The following is a 16,610-nucleotide window of genomic DNA, read 5'->3' on the forward strand; positions in this document are numbered from 1 at the left end:
TCTCGGGCTTTCCTCCGGGCTTTTCCCTTCGGTCTTGCGTTTCCGACTCTATCAGACCGTTTCCGGTTCCGATTTCCTCGGTGCTTTCCAGGTTCCCGCTTTCGCGTTTCCCTTTCCGGCGGCTCCGACTTTATCAGAAGTTTCGGGCCGGACTGACCGGCCGTTCATTTCCGAATAATCGGGAGGGGCTTCTTCGGAATCGACGTTTCCATCGAGGCTTCAAGAAGCAGACAGACACTCACCGTTGCCGACCGGATTGAACCCAGTTCCAGGCAACTGTTCGAATCTACCTCCCCGCTCACTCCGTGTCAACGGTTTTTGCGGGGCGAAGAGGACAGTAGCAGCTCAGCAGCCCACTCCGCACATCAGGCAGCCATGGGGACGGTGGCGCTGCGCTCGGCGGCCTCGACGTCGCCGGTCTCTCCGGCGCGGGCCGCACGACCGCCCAGGACATAGACGTACGCGAGGAATGTCAGCTCGGCGACGACCCCGATGCTGATGCGCGCCCAGGTGGGGAGGCCGGACGGGGTGACGAAGCCTTCGATGGCGCCGGAGACGAAGAGGACTAGGGCGAGGCCGATGGCCATGCCGATCGCTGCTCGGCCCTCTTCCGCGAGGGCCGCTCGTCGCGTGCGTGGGCCGGGGTCGATGACGGTCCAGCCGAGGCGTAGTCCGGTGCCTGCGGCGACGAAGACCGCGGTGAGTTCGAGCAGACCGTGCGGGAGGACGAGGCCGAGGAAGGTGTCGAGGCGGCCGGCCGAGGACATCAGGCCGAAGCCGACGCCGAGGTTGAGCATGTTCTGGAAGAGGATCCAGAGGACGGGGAGGCCCAGGAAGACGCCCAGGATCAGGCACTGGGCGGCGGCCCAGGCGTTGTTCGTCCAGACCTGGGCGGCGAACGATGCCGCGGGATGGCTGGAGTAGTACGTCTCGTACTGGCCGCCTGGGCGGGTGAGCTCGCGTAGTTCGCTCGGGGCGGCGATGGTGGCCTGTACGTCCGGGTGGGTGCCGATCCACCAGCCCAGGATCGCCCCCACGGCGGTCGAGATGAGCGCTGTGGGGACCCACCAGTGGCGCGCTCGGTAGACCGCTGCGGGGAAACCGTGGGCGAGGAAGCGGGTGACGTCTCGCCAGGAGGCGCGGCGGGTGCCTGTCACCGCACTACGCGCGCGTGCCACGAGTTGGCTGAGCCGGCCCGTCAGCTGAGGGTCGGGGGCGCTGGACTGGATCAGCGAGAGATGGGTGGCCGTGCGTTGATAGAGCACGACGAGTTCGTCGGCCTCGGCGCCGGTGAGCCTTCGCTGGCGTCGGAGAAGGGCGTCGAGTCGATCCCACTCCGCGCGGTGGGCGGAGACGAAGACGTCGAGGTCCATCGGTTCGGCTGCTCCTCGGCTGTTCGTCGGCGGCTCGTCGCTGGTGTCAGCTTGTCGTACTGGGGCGCGATGCGCCCTCAGCTTGGCAGACTGGCCGTTCTCGGAGCGGGTCAGGGGAAGGGCGGCGGACGTGAGTGAGCTGGTGACGGGCGAGGCGGTGGCGCTGGAACTGCGCCCGGCGCGGCTGCCGAGCAGGGCGTTGGCCGTGCTGCTCGATCTGCTGGTGGGCGTGATCGTCTACGTGCTCGTGACCATCGGTCTGGTGGCTTCCACGTCCTCACTGGACGATGCCGCGCTGTTCGCGGTGTCGCTCGCGGCGTTCGTGCTGGTCATGGTGGGTGGGCCGATCGCGGTCGAGACGCTCAGCCATGGCCGCTCGCTGGGGAAGATGGCGTGCGGGCTGCGTGTGGTGCGGGACGACGGCGGGCCGATCCGGTTCCGGCACGCACTCGTGCGGGGTGCGATCGGGGTGATCGAGATTCTGCTGACGTTCGGGGTCGTCGCCTGTATCGCGTCTCTTGTCTCGGCGCGGGGGCGGCGGCTCGGGGACGTGTTCGCGGGGACGCTGGTCGTACGGGAGCGGGTGCCGGGCTCGCACCCGGGATTCCTGCCTCCGCCTCCGCCCTGGCTGGCCGGGCGGTTCACCGGGCTGGATCTGTCGACGGTGCCGGACGGGCTGTGGCTCGCCATCCGTCAGTACCTGGCGCGGATGCAGCAGTTGGACCCGCAGGTCGGCTCGGCGATGGCCGAGCGGCTCGCCGCCGAACTCGCGGCGCGTACGGGTGCTCCGGCGCCGCACGGTGTTCCCGCGGCGGCGTTCCTGGCGGCCGTGGTGCAGGAGCGGCAGGCCCGGGAGGTCCGGCGCGCCTTCGGGAACGGAACGGCGGGTGGGGGCGGGGCGCCTGCCGCGGCCGGGCCCGCGGCAGGGGCCTACACGCCGTCGGCCCCCTCTCCCGCGATGGGGGCGTACGCGCCCCCGGTCCCAGTCCCGTCGCCCTGGCCGACTGCGGCAACCACCGCCCAGCCTTCGGACCCCGGCCCGACTCCGTCTCCGGCTCCCCCGCCTCAGCCTTCTGCCGCCGACGCCGCGTCCTCGGAGTCTCGGGAGGCGCCGTCGTCCGAGCGGCCGGGTACCGGGTTCGCGCCGCCCGCGTAGCTGTCCGGGCCGGCTCGTTCCGGCTCGCTCATGTGAAGGCGGACGGCGGTGACTCGAGGTCCTCCAACTCGATGCCGGGTGCCGAGAGGACCACGTCCCCGGCGATGTGCACGGTGTGCTGTTCTCCGGTGTCCAGGGCTGTGACCTGGTATTCGTCCACGGTCAGGGGGCCGTTGTCAGTGGCGTGTGCTTCGCTTCTCATCAGCGCCCAGGACTGGTCCACGGTGCGCGGGGCGAGGACCGGATCCGTTAAGGCGACGAGTCGTACGCGGGTGGCGGACGAGGAAGGGGTGAGGCGAAGGAGACGGGTGGTGGCGATGAGGAATGCGGGGGATGTGCCGGTGAAGGCGTGGGCGGGGACATTGCCTTCGGTGGCCTGAGCCCCGGTGGGGTCCGTGCGGACCCAGGTGACGCCGTCGAGGGCGGCGCCGCGGACCTGCCAGCCGCCGGCGTGGAGTTCGAGGCGGATGGGACGGCCGAGTTCGTCGAGGACGAGGTCGACGGAGCCGGAGTGGTCGCCCGCGGGGGTGGTCAGCTGGGAGACATAGCGCCAGCCGGAGGGGCCGGGGGCGCAGTGGAAGTGCTCTTCTGCGAGGGGGGTGTGATCGTGCGGATCGTGGAGCGAATAACGGCCGCGGGGCATGAGGGTCCTGGGTTCTGACGGGCTGGTCCGGGCGTGGCGGCGCGGGCTGGTCCGGCCCCACTGCGACCAAAGGGGCAGGCCCCCGGCACGGGGGTGCGGGGGCCTGCCTCGGAGGTCGTGCTGCTGAGGAGAGGTGCTCAGTAGCGGTAGTGGTCGGGCTTGTACGGGCCGTCGACCTCGACACCGATGTACGAGGCCTGCTCGGGACGCAGCGTCGTCAGCTTCACACCGAGCGAGTCCAGGTGGAGACGGGCGACCTTCTCGTCCAGGTGCTTGGGCAGCGTGTACACGCCGATCGGGTACTCCGACTGCTTGGTGAACAGCTCGATCTGGGCCAGGGTCTGGTCCGCGAACGAGTTGGACATCACGAACGACGGGTGGCCGGTCGCGTTGCCCAGGTTCAGCAGGCGGCCCTCGGAGAGGACGATCAGCACCTTGCCGTCCGGGAACTTCCAGGTGTGGACCTGGGGCTTGACCTCGTCCTTGACGATGCCGGGGATCTTCGCCAGGCCGGCCATGTCGATCTCGTTGTCGAAGTGGCCGATGTTGCCCACGATGGCCTGGTGCTTCATCTTGGCCATGTCGCTGGCCATGATGATGTCCTTGTTGCCGGTCGTGGTGATGAAGATGTCGGCCTTGTCGATGACCTCGTCGAGGGTCGTGACCTGGTAGCCGTCCATCGCCGCCTGGAGCGCGCAGATCGGGTCGATCTCGGTGACGATCACACGGGCGCCCTGGCCGCGCAGGGACTCCGCGCAGCCCTTGCCGACGTCGCCGTAGCCGCAGACGACCGCGGTCTTTCCGCCGATGAGGACGTCGGTGGCGCGGTTGATGCCGTCGATCAGGGAGTGGCGGCAGCCGTACTTGTTGTCGAACTTCGACTTGGTGACAGCGTCGTTCACGTTGATCGCCGGGAAGAGCAGCTGGCCGTCACGCTGCATCTCGTACAGGCGGTGGACACCGGTCGTGGTCTCCTCGGTCACGCCGCGGATCTCCGAGGCGATCTGGGTCCACTTCTGGGAGCCGTCGGTGATGGTGCGGTTGAGGAGTTCGAGGATGACGCGGTGCTCGTCGTTCTCGGCGGTGTCGACCGAGGGGACCTTGCCGGCCTTCTCGTACTCGACGCCCTTGTGGACGAGGAGGGTGGCGTCACCACCGTCGTCGAGGATCATGTTCGGGCCGCCGGTGGGGGTGTTCGGCCAGGTCAGCGCCTGCTCCGTGCACCACCAGTACTCCTCCAGGGTCTCGCCCTTCCAGGCGAAGACCGGGACGCCCTGCGGGTTGTCGGGCGTGCCGTTCGGGCCGACGGCGATGGCGGCGGCCGCGTGGTCCTGGGTGGAGAAGATGTTGCAGGAGACCCAACGAACCTGGGCGCCCAGGGCGACCAGGGTCTCGATCAGGACGGCGGTCTGCACGGTCATGTGCAGCGAGCCCATGATGCGGGCGCCGGCCAGCGGCTGGGTGGCGGCGAACTCCTTGCGGATCGCCATCAGGCCGGGCATCTCGTGCTCGGCGAGAGTGATCTCCTTGCGGCCGAACTCGGCCAGGGAGAGGTCGGCGACCTTGAAGTCCTGTCGGTTGTCGACAGTCGTCATTGCGAGCTGCTCCTCGGGGTTGGGGCGAGGTGGGTACGGCTGGTCTGCGCGGCGGCGGACACAGGGGTGCCCGAGAAGAGGACACAGGCATGCCCGCGTACGCGCAGCGCAGTCCGTCGGAGGCCCTCTCTCCCTCGGTCGGTCCGCACGGGGACCGCCCGACCGCCATCAGCAGCGACGTCTGGCTCCGTCCCAAGCTACACCGGTACGCCGGGCCGTCCCCAGTCCGCCTCCGAACACATCGAGCCGATCGCGAGGTGGGTGCGGGCTTGGGAAAGGGTGTCCCGGGCAGCGATAACAGGACACCCACGATCGCCGGATCAGGAGCCAACAGACCATGACATCCAGGGACTTTTGAACCTACAGGCGGGTCAGCGGGTGGTGCAGGATGCAGGGGATCGGGAACCTCTGATCGATCTCGCGGGGCGTCCGGGACGGCGTCGCGCGTGACAAAGGCGTTAGGAGATCGACGTGACCAGTCCGGCCGGCCCTCCCCCCACGGGCGGCGGCAGTGGCGAGCAGCAGCGGTTGCGGCTGCTCGCGGTGACCGCGTGCCCGACCGGCATCGCGCACACCTACATGGCGGCGGAGAAGCTCGCGCAGGCCGCCGAGAGCCGCGGCATCGACATGAAGGTGGAGACGCAAGGGTCCATCGGGGCCGAAAACGTACTCGATGACAACGATGTCAGCACCGCGGACGGCATCATCATCGCCGCGGACAAGGACGTGGACCTGAGCCGTTTCGTGGGCAAGCGGGTCCTGACCGTCGGGGTGGCGGAGGGTATTCACCATCCCGAGCAGTTGATCGAGCGGGTGCGTTCGGCGCCCGTGCACCAGCCGGGCGGCACGGCCGCATCGGCGGCGGGTTCGGGCTCAGGCTCGGGCTCGGGCGGCGGTGGCAAGGAGCGGAGCGTCGCGTACAAGGCCCTGATGAACGGGGTCAGTTACATGATTCCGTTCGTGGTGGTCGGCGGGTTGCTGATCGCGATCTCGCTGTCGCTCGGCGGGCACACGGACCCGTCGGGCGGTCTGGTCATCCCGGAGGACTCCTTCTGGATGGACGTGAACAACATCGGTGTCATCGGCTTCACGCTGATGGTGCCGATCCTGTCCGGATACATCGCGTACGCCATCGGCGACCGCCCCGCCCTCGTGCCCGGCATGATCGGCGGCTGGATCGCCAACACCGGTTCGCTGTACGACTCCAAGGCGGGCGCCGGGTTCATCGGGGCGATCGTGACCGGGTTCCTCGCCGGGTATCTGGTGCTGTGGATCAAGAAGGTCAAGGTCCCGAAGTTCGTGCAGCCGATCATGCCGATCATCGTGATCCCGATCGTGGCGACGACGGCGTTGGGGCTGTTCTTCATCTACGTCATCGGGAAGCCGATCTCCTGGGTGTTCGAGCATCTGACCGACTGGCTGAGCGGCATGACGGGCACCAGCGCGATCCTGCTCGGCGCGATACTCGGGCTGATGATCGCGTTCGACATGGGCGGGCCGGTGAACAAGACGGCGTTCCTGTTCGGCGCGGGGCTCATCGCGACCGGCAACCAGACGGTCATGGGCATGTGCGCCGCCGCGATCCCGGTCATGCCGCTGGGGCAGGGCCTGGCCACGCTGATACGCAGCGGGCTCTACACCGAGCAGGAGCGGGAGACCGGGCTGGCCTCCCTCTTCATGGGCTGCTTCGGGATCTCCGAGGGCGCGATCCCGTTCGCGGCGGCGCGGCCCGCGCAGGTCATTCCGGCCAACATGCTCGGTGGCGCGGTCGCCGGTGCGATCGCCGGGGTCGCCGGGGTCGAGGACGCGGTGCCGCACGGCGGGCCGATCGTGGCGGTGCTGGGTGCGGTGAGCGGCGTGCCGATGTTCTTCGTGGCGGTGGCCATAGGTACGGCCGTCACGGCGCTGACGACGGTGGCCCTCGTCGACTTCAGCGAGCGGAAGCGGCGCGGCAGCGAGCCGGCCGCCGGAGTACCGGCGGTCGGGCCCGAGCCGGCGCTGGTCGGGGCGGGAGTCGGTGTGGTGCCGGGGGCCGGTGCGGTGCCGGGGGCCGGTGCGGTGCCGGGGGCCGGTGGTGTCGTGGCGCAGAGGGTCGTACGTGAGTCCGTGGCGGCGCCCGTCGCGGACGCCGAGGTCCTGTCCGGGTATCTCACCGAGCGGACCGTGAAGGTCGAGCTCGACGCGGGTGACAAGGAGGCCGCCATCCGGGAGATGGCCGGGCTGCTGGCCCGTACCGGCAAGGTCGCGGACGCGGACGAGCTGGTGGCGACCGCGTTGCGGCGTGAGGAGCAGGGCACGACCGGGCTCGGTGAGGAGATCGCGATCCCGCACGCCAAGACGGACGCGGTGACCGCGCCGGTCGTCGGGTTCGCGCGGTCCGCCGAGGGCATCGAGTGGGGCTCGCTGGACGGTACGCGGGCCAAGCTGGTGTTCATGATCGCCGTACCGGAGGCGGCCGCGGGCGACGAGCATCTGCGGATCCTCGCGCTGCTGTCGCGGAAGTTGATGGACGCGGGGTTCCGGGAGCGGCTGGCGGCGGCGCCGGACGAGCGGGCGGTGCTCGCGGTGCTGGGCGAGATCCAGTAGGCGAGCTCCGCTGAGGCTTCGCGCGGGCCGCGTCCAGCTGGGCGCGGCCCGCGCGGGGTTTCGGGGCCGGTTCGGCCACGCGCGGCCCGCGCGGGGTTTCGGGGCCGGTTCGGCCACGCGCGGCTCGCGCAGGGTTCGGGCCGGGCCCGGCCGCACGGCCCGCGTCCGGCGGCGCGGCCGGGACGCCGATCGGATGTGCCGCTCGACCAACGGCACCGGCTGGGCGGCCGGCCTTGGAGAGCAGCCTCTGGATGGCCGCTCCGGCCTTGGAGTGGCCGCCCCTGGATGCCGGCCCGCCTTGGAGACGCAGTCCCTGGACGACCGCTCCGGCCTCGAAGTACCGCCCACGAATGCCGACCCGCCTTGGGGATGCAGCCCCTGGACAGCCGCTCCGGCCTTGGAGTGCCGCCCACGGATGTCGGCCCCGCCTTGGACCGGCACGTTCTGGACGCTGGCCCCGCCCTCGAAACGGCAAACCCTGGCGATCGGCCCCGCCCTCGAAACGGCAAACCCTGGCGATCGGCTCCGCCCTCCGAACGGCAGCCTGTGAAGGGCGGCAGCTTCAGAGCAGCTGCCCCTGATCGGCCCCAGCCCTAAACCCGCCCCCAGCCCCGCCCCCAGCCCCAGACCGCGTCGTACCCTGGATTCCACGCGCGAAGGGACCCGCCCCGAACCACCCTTGCCCGAGACCGCCTCGCACTCCCCCAGATCCCACGCGCAAAGGCACCGCCCCGAACCGCCCCTGCCCGGGTCAGCGCGCCCCGCCCGGCATGCCGAGGGGCCCACCAGGACTCGGCATCCCGGTGGGCCCCTCGGGAGGTGTCAGTGGCCGGTGCTGTGTTGGGCCGGGCCGCCCGGGGTGGCCTCGCGGTCGGGGCCCTTGGCGGCTTCGGACTCGCTGAAGATGTCCGGTTCAAGGTAGATGACGCGGGCGATCGGGACGGCCTCGCGGATGCGGGCCTCGGCGGCGTTGATGGCGTTCGCGACCTCGGTGGCCGTGTCGTCGTGCTGGACGGCGACCTTGGCGGCGACGAGGAGTTCCTCGGGGCCGAGGTGGAGCGTGCGCATGTGGATGATGCCGGTGACGGTGTCGCCGTCGACGATCGCGGCCTCGATCCTCTTGACCTCCTCGGTGCCCGCGGCCTCGCCGAGCAGCAGCGACTTGGTCTCGGCGGCCAGGACGAGGGCGATGAGGATGAGCAGGATGCCGATGAAGAGGGTGCCGATGCCGTCCCAGACGCCGTCGCCGGTGAGCAGGGCCAGGCCGACGCCGCCGAGGGCGAGGATGAGGCCGATCAGCGCGCCGAAGTCCTCCAGGAGGACGACGGGCAGTTCGGGCGCCTTGGCGCGGCGGACGAACTGCGACCAGGTCTGGGAGCCCCGCAGTTCGTTCGACTCCTTGATGGCGGTGCGGAAGGAGAAGCCCTCGGCGACGATCGCGAAGACGAGGACGCCGACCGGCCAGTACCAGTGCTCGACCTCGTGCGGGTGCTTGATCTTCTCGTAGCCCTCGTAGATGGCGAACATGCCGCCGACCGAGAACAGGACGATCGAGACGAGGAAGGCGTAGATGTAGCGCTCGCGGCCGTACCCGAAGGGGTGCTGCGGGGTGGCCTCGCGCTGGGCCTTCTTGCCGCCGAGGAGGAGCAGGAACTGGTTGCCGGAGTCGGCGAGCGAGTGGACGCCCTCGGCGAGCATCGAGGACGAACCGCTGAACGCGAACGCCACGAACTTCGACACCGCGATCGCGAGGTTGGCGCCCAGTGCCGCCACGATCGCCTTGGTTCCGCCTGACGCGCTCATCTGTTGGCGTTGTCCCTTCGTACGTCCGCCGGGTCCAGGCCTTTGCCCGTCCTTTGCCGGTGGGCCATTGTTGCAGCACCGCCCGGCGACGGCGCGTCAGGTGTCCACAGGTCCGGTCATACGATCACAGTGGCACGGAAGACGGTGCCCGTCCCGGTCACCTCGGCCTTCTCGCCCGCGGGGACGAAGACCGACTGACCGGGGGTCAACTCGTGCTCCCCCGCGCGGACCGTGCCCGCCGTGCACAGCAGGATCTGCGGGGTGGCGCGGGTGAGGTCGTGGGCGGCACCGCCCTCGGGCAGGACGTACCGCGAGAGCCGGAACTCGTCGATCGGCGTCTCGTAGACCTCTTCGCCGTCCGGGGAGGCCTCGGGGCGCAGCACGCCCGGGTCGGCGGCCTCGAAACGGACGATGCGCAGGAGTTCGGGGACGTCGACGTGCTTGGGGGTCAGTCCGCAGCGCAGGACGTTGTCGGAGTTGGCCATGATCTCGACGCCGAGGCCGCTGAGGTAGGCGTGCGGGATGCCGGCGCCGAGGAACAGGGCCTCGCCGGGCTGGAGTCGGACGTGGTTCAGCAGCATCGCGGCGATGACGCCGGGGTCGCCCGGGTAGTGGTGGGCGATGTCCGCGTAGGGGGCGTACGCGCCGCCGAGGCGGGCGCAGGCGGCCGCGGCCTCTCCGACCGTACGGGCCGTCTCCGCGCGGTCCGCGCCGAGTACGGCCGTCAGGACCTCGCGCAGCGCCGCGTCCTCGGGGTGGGCGCGCAGCAGATCGACGTACGGCTTGAGGGAGTCGACGCCGAGGCCCGCGAGCAGTTCGGCGGCCTCGTTCGGGTCGCGGAAGCCGCACAGGCCGTCGAACTCGGTGAGCGCGCAGATGAGTTCGGGCTTGTGGTTGGCGTCCTTGTAGTTGCGGTGACCGGCGTCGACCGGGATCCCGCGGCGCTCCTCGTCCTCGTACCCCTCCTTCGCCTGCGCCAGGTCGGGGTGCACCTGGAGGGAGAGGGGGGCGCCGGCGGCGAGGATCTTGAGGAGGAAGGGCAGGCGGGGGCCGAACTTGGTGACGGCCGCCTCTCCGAGTTCCTTGTGCGGGTCGGCGTCGATGACCTCGACGAGCGTGCCGCGGCCGGTGCGCGAGGGTGCGCCCGGGTGGGCGCCCATCCACATCTCCGCCTGCGGTTCGCCGCTCGGGGCGACGCCGAGCAGCGCGGGGATGGCGGTGGTGGAACCCCAGGCGTAGGGGCGGATGGTGTTGTCGAGGCGGTCCATCGGGTTCTTTCTGTACGACGGTCGAGGCGTCCTGTGGTCCACGACGGTCAGGGCGTCCTGGGCTGTACGACGGTCAGGGTCGGCCTGAGCATGATCAGGCGCCGGAAGCGAGCGCCAGGTAAACCGCGGCGAAATCCGTGATGGCGATCAGTTCCGCGAGGGTCTCCAGTTCGGCGCCCTCCTCGGGTTCCAGCTCGCTGATGGGGGTGTCGTGGCTCAGGGCCAGGTCACGGGCGGCGGGGGCGGCGGTGAGGCCGCCGAGGGGGCGGTCGCGCAGCAGCACCACGCGTGCGTGCAGCGCGGGGGCCTCCTCCACGCGGTCGCGGAAGAAGTCGTCGGGGTCGGCGCTGGCGGCGAGCGGCCCGGCGAGCAGGGCGCTGTGCTGGGCGAGCGCCTCGGGCAGTTCGGCGACGACGGCGGGGCGGCCGGAGAGCTCCGCGAGGGCGGCGGCGAAGCGGCGGCCCGCGGGGCCGGCCGAGACGCCCTCCGTCCAGATCACCGGGAGCGCGTCGGCGAGCTCGGCGGCGAGGGTCTTCGCCGGGTTGCTGTACGTCGCGATGGCCGGGCCGCAGCGTTCGGCGATGTGGTCGAGGCGGTCGGCGACCTTCTCCAGGGCGTCCGGCGGGGCGGTGAGCAGGCCGGTGCGGTCGAGGATCGCGAGCAGCGGGGTGAGCAGGGCCCACAGGACGCCGGGGGCGGACGCGGCGAGGGCCTCGTCCTGTTCGTACGGGGCGGTCGCGAGGGGGACGAAGAGGCCGTGGGCGCCCTGGACCGCCTCGACGAGGGGGGTGCCGGCGGGGGCCACGGCGACGACCGTGCAGCCGCGGCGGTAGGCCTGGTCGGCGAGGAGCGACAGGCCGGGTTCGGTGCCGTCCGGGGTGGCGATGAGGAGCAGGTCGACCGAGCCGGTCCAGCCCGGGAGTTCCCAGCGGAGGGCGCCTGCCGCGGGGGCGACGCCGGTGGGGGCCAGGCGGGTGACGGGGCTGCCGGCGCCGGCGAGGGTGCCGAGGAGGTCGGCGACGCAGATGGCGGCGGCGCCGGGGCCCGCGATGAGGACCGCGCGGGGGCGGCCGTCGGGTTTGAGGTCGCCGACGCCCGCCTCGGTGGCGTGCCGTGCCGCGGTGCGGACTCGGGCGCCTGCCTCGGCGGCGCCGCGGAGCAGGCCTCGGCGGTCGGCCTCCGAGAGCGCCTCGGGGGTGTCGAGCAGCGATTCGTCGAGCATGGCGGCAGCCTCCTGCGATCGCCGGGGTCGTCGGTGTACACGGGTCGCGGTGTCGGCCGTCGACTGTCGTCGGGCTGATGCGTATCCGGTTGACGCGTACCAGGTCGCCTGGGTCGCTTACGCGGGGCGGCGGGCCTCGTCGACGAGGAGGACGGGGATGCCGTCGCGGACGGGATAGGCCAGGCCGCAGTCCGCGCTGGTACAGATCAGCTCGGTGTCCTGCTCCTTGAGGGGGGCGTGACAGGCCGGGCAGGCGAGGATCTCCAGGAGGCCGGCTTCGAGCGGCATGGGGTGTCCCTTCGGGGGCGGTGCGGATGCCTGTGCGTGCGTGTGCGGATGTGCCTGGTCAGGGTACCGCCGGTGGGGGCGGGGTGTGGGGGCTGGGGAGCGGGTGGGTGGGGGGTGGCCGCCGGAGGGTTTCGCCCCCGCCGCCCTTACCCGTCCCATCCCCAGGGGCTGCCGCCCCTTCGACCCCGCTGCCAGGGGGCGCTGCCCCCTGGACCCCCGCTCCTCAAACGCCGGAGGGGCTGAGTTGCTGTCAGCCTCTGATGATCGCCAGGACCTCGTCCCGGACCTTCGCCATCGTCTCCGCGTCCCGGGCCTCGGCGTTGAGGCGCAGCAGCGGTTCCGTGTTGGAGGGGCGGACGTTGAACCACCAGTCGGTGGAGCTGACCGTGAGGCCGTCGAGTTCGTCCAGGGTGATGCCGTCCTGGGGCTCGTAGGCGGCGCGGATGGCCTTGAGGCGGTCCGTCTGGTCGGCGACGGTGGAGTTGATCTCGCCGGAGCCGACGTAGCGGTCGTACTCGGCGACGAGGGCGGAGAGGGTGCCCTCCTGGCCGCCGAGGGCGGCGAGGACGTGGAGGGCGGCGAGCATGCCGGTGTCGGCGTTCCAGAAGTCCTTGAAGTAGTAGTGGGCGGAGTGCTCACCGCCGAAGATCGCGCCGGACTCGGCCATCTCGGCCTTGATGAAGGAGTGGCCCACGCGCGTGCGTACCGGCGTGCCGCCCTTCTCCTGGACGACCTCGGGGACGGACCAGGAGGTGATCAGGTTGTGGATGATCACGCCCTTGCCGCCGTTCTTGGCGAGCTCGCGCGCGGCGACCAGGGCGGTGATCGCGGACGGGGAGACCGGGTCGCCGTTCTCGTCGACGACGAAGCAGCGGTCGGCGTCGCCGTCGAAGGCGATGCCCAGGTCGGCGGACTCCTCGCGGACGCGCTTCTGGAGGTCCACGATGTTCGCCGGGTCGAGGGGGTTGGCCTCGTGGTTAGGGAAGGTGCCGTCCAGCTCGAAGTACATCGGGACGACGTCCAGCGGGAGGCCCGCGAAGACCGTCGGGACGGTGTGGCCGCCCATGCCGTTGCCCGCGTCGACGACGACCTTCAGGGGGCGGATCGAGGTCAGGTCGACCAAGCCGCGCAGGTGCGCCGCGTAGTCGTCCAGGGTCTCGCGCCGGGTGATGGTGCCCTGCGTCGCCGCCGGGGCCGGGGCGCCGCTGTCGGTCCAGCCCTCGGCCAGTTCGCGGATCTGGGAGAGACCGGTGTCCTGGCCGACCGGGGCGGCGCCCGCGCGGCACAGCTTGATGCCGTTGTACTGCGCCGGGTTGTGCGAGGCCGTGAACATCGCGCCCGGCAGGTTCAGCGCGCCCGAGGCGTAGTACAGCTGGTCGGTGGAGCACAGGCCGATCTCGGTCACGTCGACGCCCTGGGCGGCGGCGCCGCGCGCGAAGGCCCGCGACAGGCCCGGCGAGGAGGGCCGCATGTCGTGGCCGATCACGATCGCGCTCGCGCCGACCACCTGGACGAAGGCGGCCCCGAAGAGCTCCGCCAGCGTCTCGTCCCACTGGTCGGGAACCACACCGCGTACGTCGTACGCCTTCACGAGCTGTGACAGATCAGCAGCCACTGCCTAACCCTTCTAAAAGTCCTGTCGGTCGCCCCAAACTACCCGGAGCCACTGACAGCCCGCTGTGGGTCCCCTGAGTGGACCCAAGAACGTAACCTCAGGTCAGGGCAGCATCCAGTCCAGGACGGGCGAACTCTGCCCGACCACGATGAGGCACATGATCAGCAGCAGCCCGAGGCTCCAGGGCAGCACCTTGCGCAGCAGGTCGCCCTCCCGGCCGGCGAGCCCGACGGCCGCGCACGCGATGGTGAGGTTCTGCGGGGAGATCATCTTGCCGAGGACACCGCCCGAGCTGTTGGCGGCGGCGAGCAGCTCCGGTGACAGACCGGATTCCCGGGCGGCCGTCACCTGGAGCGCGCCGAAGAGCGCGTTGGCCGAGGTGTCGGAGCCGGAGACGGCCACGCCGAACCAGCCCAGCACCGGGGAGAGGAAGGCGAGTCCGGCGCCCGCCGCCGCGACGAAGTGGCCGATGGTGGCCGCCTGTCCGGAGAGGTTCATGACGTACGCGAGGGCGAGCACCGAGGTCACGGTGAGGATCGCGAACCTCAACTCGTGGACGGTGGCGAGCCATTCCTTCACGGCCACGCGCGCGTGCACGCCGAGGACGGCCGCCGTGCACAGTCCGGCGAGGAGCACGAGCGTGCCGCCGGTGGACACGACCGGCCAGGTGAAGACGTTACCGCCGACCCGGTCGCCGTCGGGGTTCACGACGTCCAGGAAGGGCCAGTCGTAGGTCTGGGTCGCGTTCGCCAGCCAGTCCTTGACGGCGGGGATCTGCGCGACCGAGAAGATCACGACGATCAGGGCGTACGGCGCGTAGGCGCGCACGACCTCGCCGCGCGGGTCGGCCTCGTCCAACTCCTCGCTGCGGGTGCCGGTGAGCACGGACGCGCGTACGGACTCGGTGGCGGGTACGCGCGCGTGGGGTACGGCGACCAGGGCGGCGGCGCCCAGCAACGCGGCGCCGATGTCGGCGAGTTGCGCGGAGACGTAGTTGGAGGCGACGAACTGGCCGACGGCGAAGGCGACTCCGCACACCAGGGCGGGCACCCAGGTCTCGCGCAGCCCGCGGCGTCCGTCCACCAGGAAGACCAGCAGGAGCGGCACCACGAGGGCCAGCAGCGGGGTCTGACGGCCCACCACGGACGCGACGGTGTCCAGCGGGAGTTCCGTCACCTGGGCGAGCGTGACGACCGGTGTGCCCATGGCGCCGAAGGCGACGGGCGCGGTGTTGGCGACCAGCGCGACGACGGCCGCGCGCACCGGGTCGAAGCCGAGCGCGACGAGCATGACGGAGCAGATCGCGACGGGCGCCCCGAAGCCGGCGAGGGCCTCCAGGAGGGCACCGAAGCAGAAGGCGACGACGAGGGCCTGGATGCGGGGGTCGTCGGAGAGCCGCCCGAAGGAGCGGCGGAGGATGTCGAAGTGCCGGGTGCGGACGGTCATCCGGTACACCCACAGGGCGTTGACGACGATCCACAGGATGGGGAAGAGGCCGAAGACGGCCCCCTGGGCGCCGCTGGAGAGCGTCTGGCCCAGGGGCATGCCGTAGGCGAGCCAGGCGACCAGTACGGCCGCCACGAGGCCCGTGAGGCCCGCGAGATGGGCTTTGAGGCGGACGCCGCCGAGCAGGACCAGGACGATCACCAGGGGCAGGGTGGCGACGAGGGCGGACAGGCCCAGTGAGTCGGCGACGGGTTCCAGTTGCTGGACGTACACGGGCGCCTCCCGGATCCGGTTCCGCGTCCGGGCGCGCTCGGTTCCGGCATGCGGAAAGCGATTTCTCGTTTTGGCTTCCGGAATGGTCGTGTCCGCGCCAAGCCGCCGTCAATGGGCGTGCGTCACTGAGCGGAACATGCACCAAATGCACACGGGAAAGGGGTGGTTGCCGACCGGGAGGTCAGTTGTCGGGCGAGCGCAGCACCCGCAGATGCCCGCGCCGCGCGACCTCCATCGGGTCCGCCGCGCGCCCTCCGCCGGCCTGGGCGGCACGCTCCTGGGGACGGGCCGCCTCGCGGACCGCGTTGGCGAGCGCCTCCAGGTCGTCGCCGCTGGGGCGGGCCGGGGCCGAACCGTCGAGGAGCCGGACGACCTCCCACCCGCGCGGGGCGGTGAGGCGCTCGGAGTGCTCGGCGCACAGGTCGTAGCAGTGGGGTTCGGCGTAGGTGGCGAGCGGGCCGAGGACCGCGGTCGAGTCGGCGTAGACGTACGTCAGCGTCGCGACGGCGGGACGGCCGCAAGCGGTGCGCGAACAGCGACGTACAGGGCTCACGACGTTGGACGGTACCGCACTCTTGAGCGGGCCGCGACGACTCTCCCCCAGGTCACTCCACCGTGTCGTGTTGTGAAGCGCCTCACAGACCTCTCCGAACACACCGCCCTGACCTGCGTAGACACCGCTTTCCGAGATCTCGGACGGTCCTGAACCCGGTCACCACTCGGTACAAACAAGGTCAATTGCCTTGAGTTCGCCGGTCTCGGAGAGATACGGAATCGAGCCCAACCTTGGCTGGAATGGTCATCCGGCGACATGCCGTACGAGGCGGCCGAAGACCGCCCGGACACCGCGTGGGCCCCGGGCACCCGGTCCCGCCGGGGACTACGCTTCACCAGTGATGGACAACCCCGTACCGCCCCGTGCCGCCGGCCCCGGGCCCCGCCGACGTGATCGCCACGGCCGGGGCATGCGCGGCCCGATCGCGCCGCCCCAGGTGCCGCTCGCGGCCAGCCGCGCCGAGGCGTTCGCGGACCTGGTGCAGGACTCCGTGGAGCGCCTGGAACGCCGGTGGCCGCAGCTCGCCGACATCGATTTCCTCGTGCTGGAGGTGCCCCGCCTCGACGGCCGCGACTGGAACGAGGAGTCGGTGCCCCTGGGCGGCACGATTCCCGCGCGCGAGGGACGCCCCGCGCGCGTGGTGGTCTACCGCCGTCCCGTGGAGATCCGCACCAAGGGCCGCGACGAACGCGCGGCCCTGGTGCACGAGGTCGTCGTCGAGCAGGTCGCCGAGCTGCTGGGGCTCACACCCGAGACCGTCGACCCGCGCTACGGCGAGGACTGACC

13 protein-coding genes are annotated in these 16,610 nt (G+C 71.1%); 3 read left to right on the top strand and 10 right to left on the bottom strand.

Annotated features, from left to right (window positions below; all coding sequences use genetic code 11):
- Positions 1-365: 365 nt before the first annotated feature.
- Entirely contained in the window at positions 366-1,373 is a 1,008-nt protein-coding gene (locus ABZ928_RS13095) for a stage II sporulation protein M (RefSeq protein WP_361517673.1), read from the bottom strand.
- Positions 1,374-1,503: 130 nt separating this feature from the next.
- Here ABZ928_RS13095 and ABZ928_RS13100 point away from each other — a divergent pair, with 130 nt between their 5' ends.
- A complete protein-coding gene (locus tag ABZ928_RS13100; protein ID WP_361517675.1) occupies positions 1,504-2,529 on the top strand; it encodes an RDD family protein in 1,026 nt (341 codons plus the stop codon).
- Positions 2,530-2,557: 28 nt separating this feature from the next.
- On the opposite strand, the gene ABZ928_RS13105 is transcribed toward ABZ928_RS13100, so the two are convergent.
- Both ABZ928_RS13105 and ahcY read right to left on the bottom strand, forming a co-directional pair.
- Entirely contained in the window at positions 2,558-3,172 is a 615-nt protein-coding gene (locus tag ABZ928_RS13105; RefSeq protein ID WP_361517676.1) for a hypothetical protein, read from the bottom strand.
- A 137-nt stretch (positions 3,173-3,309) separates the two neighbouring features.
- Entirely contained in the window at positions 3,310-4,767 is a 1,458-nt protein-coding gene (gene ahcY, locus ABZ928_RS13110) for an adenosylhomocysteinase (protein WP_361517678.1), read from the bottom strand.
- A gap of 471 nt (positions 4,768-5,238) precedes the next feature.
- On the opposite strand from ahcY, the gene ABZ928_RS13115 reads away from it, so the two are divergent.
- A complete protein-coding gene (locus ABZ928_RS13115; protein WP_361517679.1) occupies positions 5,239-7,353 on the top strand; it encodes a fructose-specific PTS transporter subunit EIIC in 2,115 nt (704 codons plus the stop codon).
- 822 nt (positions 7,354-8,175) lie between these two features.
- On the opposite strand, the gene ABZ928_RS13120 is transcribed toward ABZ928_RS13115, so the two are convergent.
- From ABZ928_RS13120 to ABZ928_RS13150, 7 genes are all read right to left on the bottom strand, one after another.
- Complete coding sequence (locus ABZ928_RS13120; RefSeq protein WP_361517681.1) at positions 8,176-9,156, bottom strand: cation diffusion facilitator family transporter; 981 nt, start codon at positions 9,154-9,156, stop codon at positions 8,176-8,178.
- A 116-nt stretch (positions 9,157-9,272) separates the two neighbouring features.
- Positions 9,273-10,424: a mannose-6-phosphate isomerase, class I gene (gene manA, locus ABZ928_RS13125; RefSeq protein ID WP_361517683.1), complete on the bottom strand. Its 1,152-nt coding sequence runs from the start codon at positions 10,422-10,424 to the stop codon at positions 9,273-9,275.
- A 94-nt stretch (positions 10,425-10,518) separates the two neighbouring features.
- On the bottom strand, positions 10,519-11,646 hold the full coding sequence (locus tag ABZ928_RS13130; protein ID WP_361517684.1) for an SIS domain-containing protein: 1,128 nt from the start codon (positions 11,644-11,646) through the stop codon (positions 10,519-10,521).
- 117 nt (positions 11,647-11,763) lie between these two features.
- Positions 11,764-11,934: a Trm112 family protein gene (locus ABZ928_RS13135; RefSeq protein ID WP_361517686.1), complete on the bottom strand. Its 171-nt coding sequence runs from the start codon at positions 11,932-11,934 to the stop codon at positions 11,764-11,766.
- 250 nt (positions 11,935-12,184) lie between these two features.
- On the bottom strand, positions 12,185-13,549 hold the full coding sequence (locus tag ABZ928_RS13140) for a phosphomannomutase/phosphoglucomutase (protein WP_361517687.1): 1,365 nt from the start codon (positions 13,547-13,549) through the stop codon (positions 12,185-12,187).
- A gap of 102 nt (positions 13,550-13,651) precedes the next feature.
- Entirely contained in the window at positions 13,652-15,268 is a 1,617-nt protein-coding gene (locus tag ABZ928_RS13145; protein ID WP_361517688.1) for an L-lactate permease, read from the bottom strand.
- Positions 15,269-15,449: 181 nt separating this feature from the next.
- Positions 15,450-15,872, bottom strand: coding sequence for a DUF3499 domain-containing protein (locus ABZ928_RS13150; protein WP_361518898.1), 423 nt, complete (start codon positions 15,870-15,872; stop codon positions 15,450-15,452).
- Positions 15,873-16,164: 292 nt separating this feature from the next.
- On the opposite strand from ABZ928_RS13150, the gene ABZ928_RS13155 reads away from it, so the two are divergent.
- Positions 16,165-16,608, top strand: coding sequence for a metallopeptidase family protein (locus tag ABZ928_RS13155; RefSeq protein ID WP_361517690.1), 444 nt, complete (start codon positions 16,165-16,167; stop codon positions 16,606-16,608).
- Positions 16,609-16,610: the final 2 nt, after the last annotated feature.

This window comes from Streptomyces sp. NPDC046909, from assembly GCF_040644695.1.
Classification (GTDB): Bacteria; Actinomycetota; Actinomycetes; order Streptomycetales; family Streptomycetaceae; genus Streptomyces.

What these genes read in the sequence shown, in the direction of transcription:
- ABZ928_RS13095 (WP_361517673.1), bottom strand. Translation starts at nt 1,373, where the DNA reads ATGGACCTCGACGTCTTCGTCTCCGCCCACCGCGCGGAGTGGGATCGA.
- ABZ928_RS13105 (WP_361517676.1), bottom strand. Translation starts at nt 3,172, where the DNA reads ATGCCCCGCGGCCGTTATTCGCTCCACGATCCGCACGATCACACCCCC.
- ahcY (WP_361517678.1), bottom strand. Translation starts at nt 4,767, where the DNA reads ATGACGACTGTCGACAACCGACAGGACTTCAAGGTCGCCGACCTCTCC.
- ABZ928_RS13120 (WP_361517681.1), bottom strand. Translation starts at nt 9,156, where the DNA reads ATGAGCGCGTCAGGCGGAACCAAGGCGATCGTGGCGGCACTGGGCGCC.
- manA (WP_361517683.1), bottom strand. Translation starts at nt 10,424, where the DNA reads ATGGACCGCCTCGACAACACCATCCGCCCCTACGCCTGGGGTTCCACC.
- ABZ928_RS13130 (WP_361517684.1), bottom strand. Translation starts at nt 11,646, where the DNA reads ATGCTCGACGAATCGCTGCTCGACACCCCCGAGGCGCTCTCGGAGGCC.
- ABZ928_RS13135 (WP_361517686.1), bottom strand. Translation starts at nt 11,934, where the DNA reads ATGCCGCTCGAAGCCGGCCTCCTGGAGATCCTCGCCTGCCCGGCCTGT.
- ABZ928_RS13155 (WP_361517690.1), top strand. Translation starts at nt 16,165, where the DNA reads ATGGACAACCCCGTACCGCCCCGTGCCGCCGGCCCCGGGCCCCGCCGA.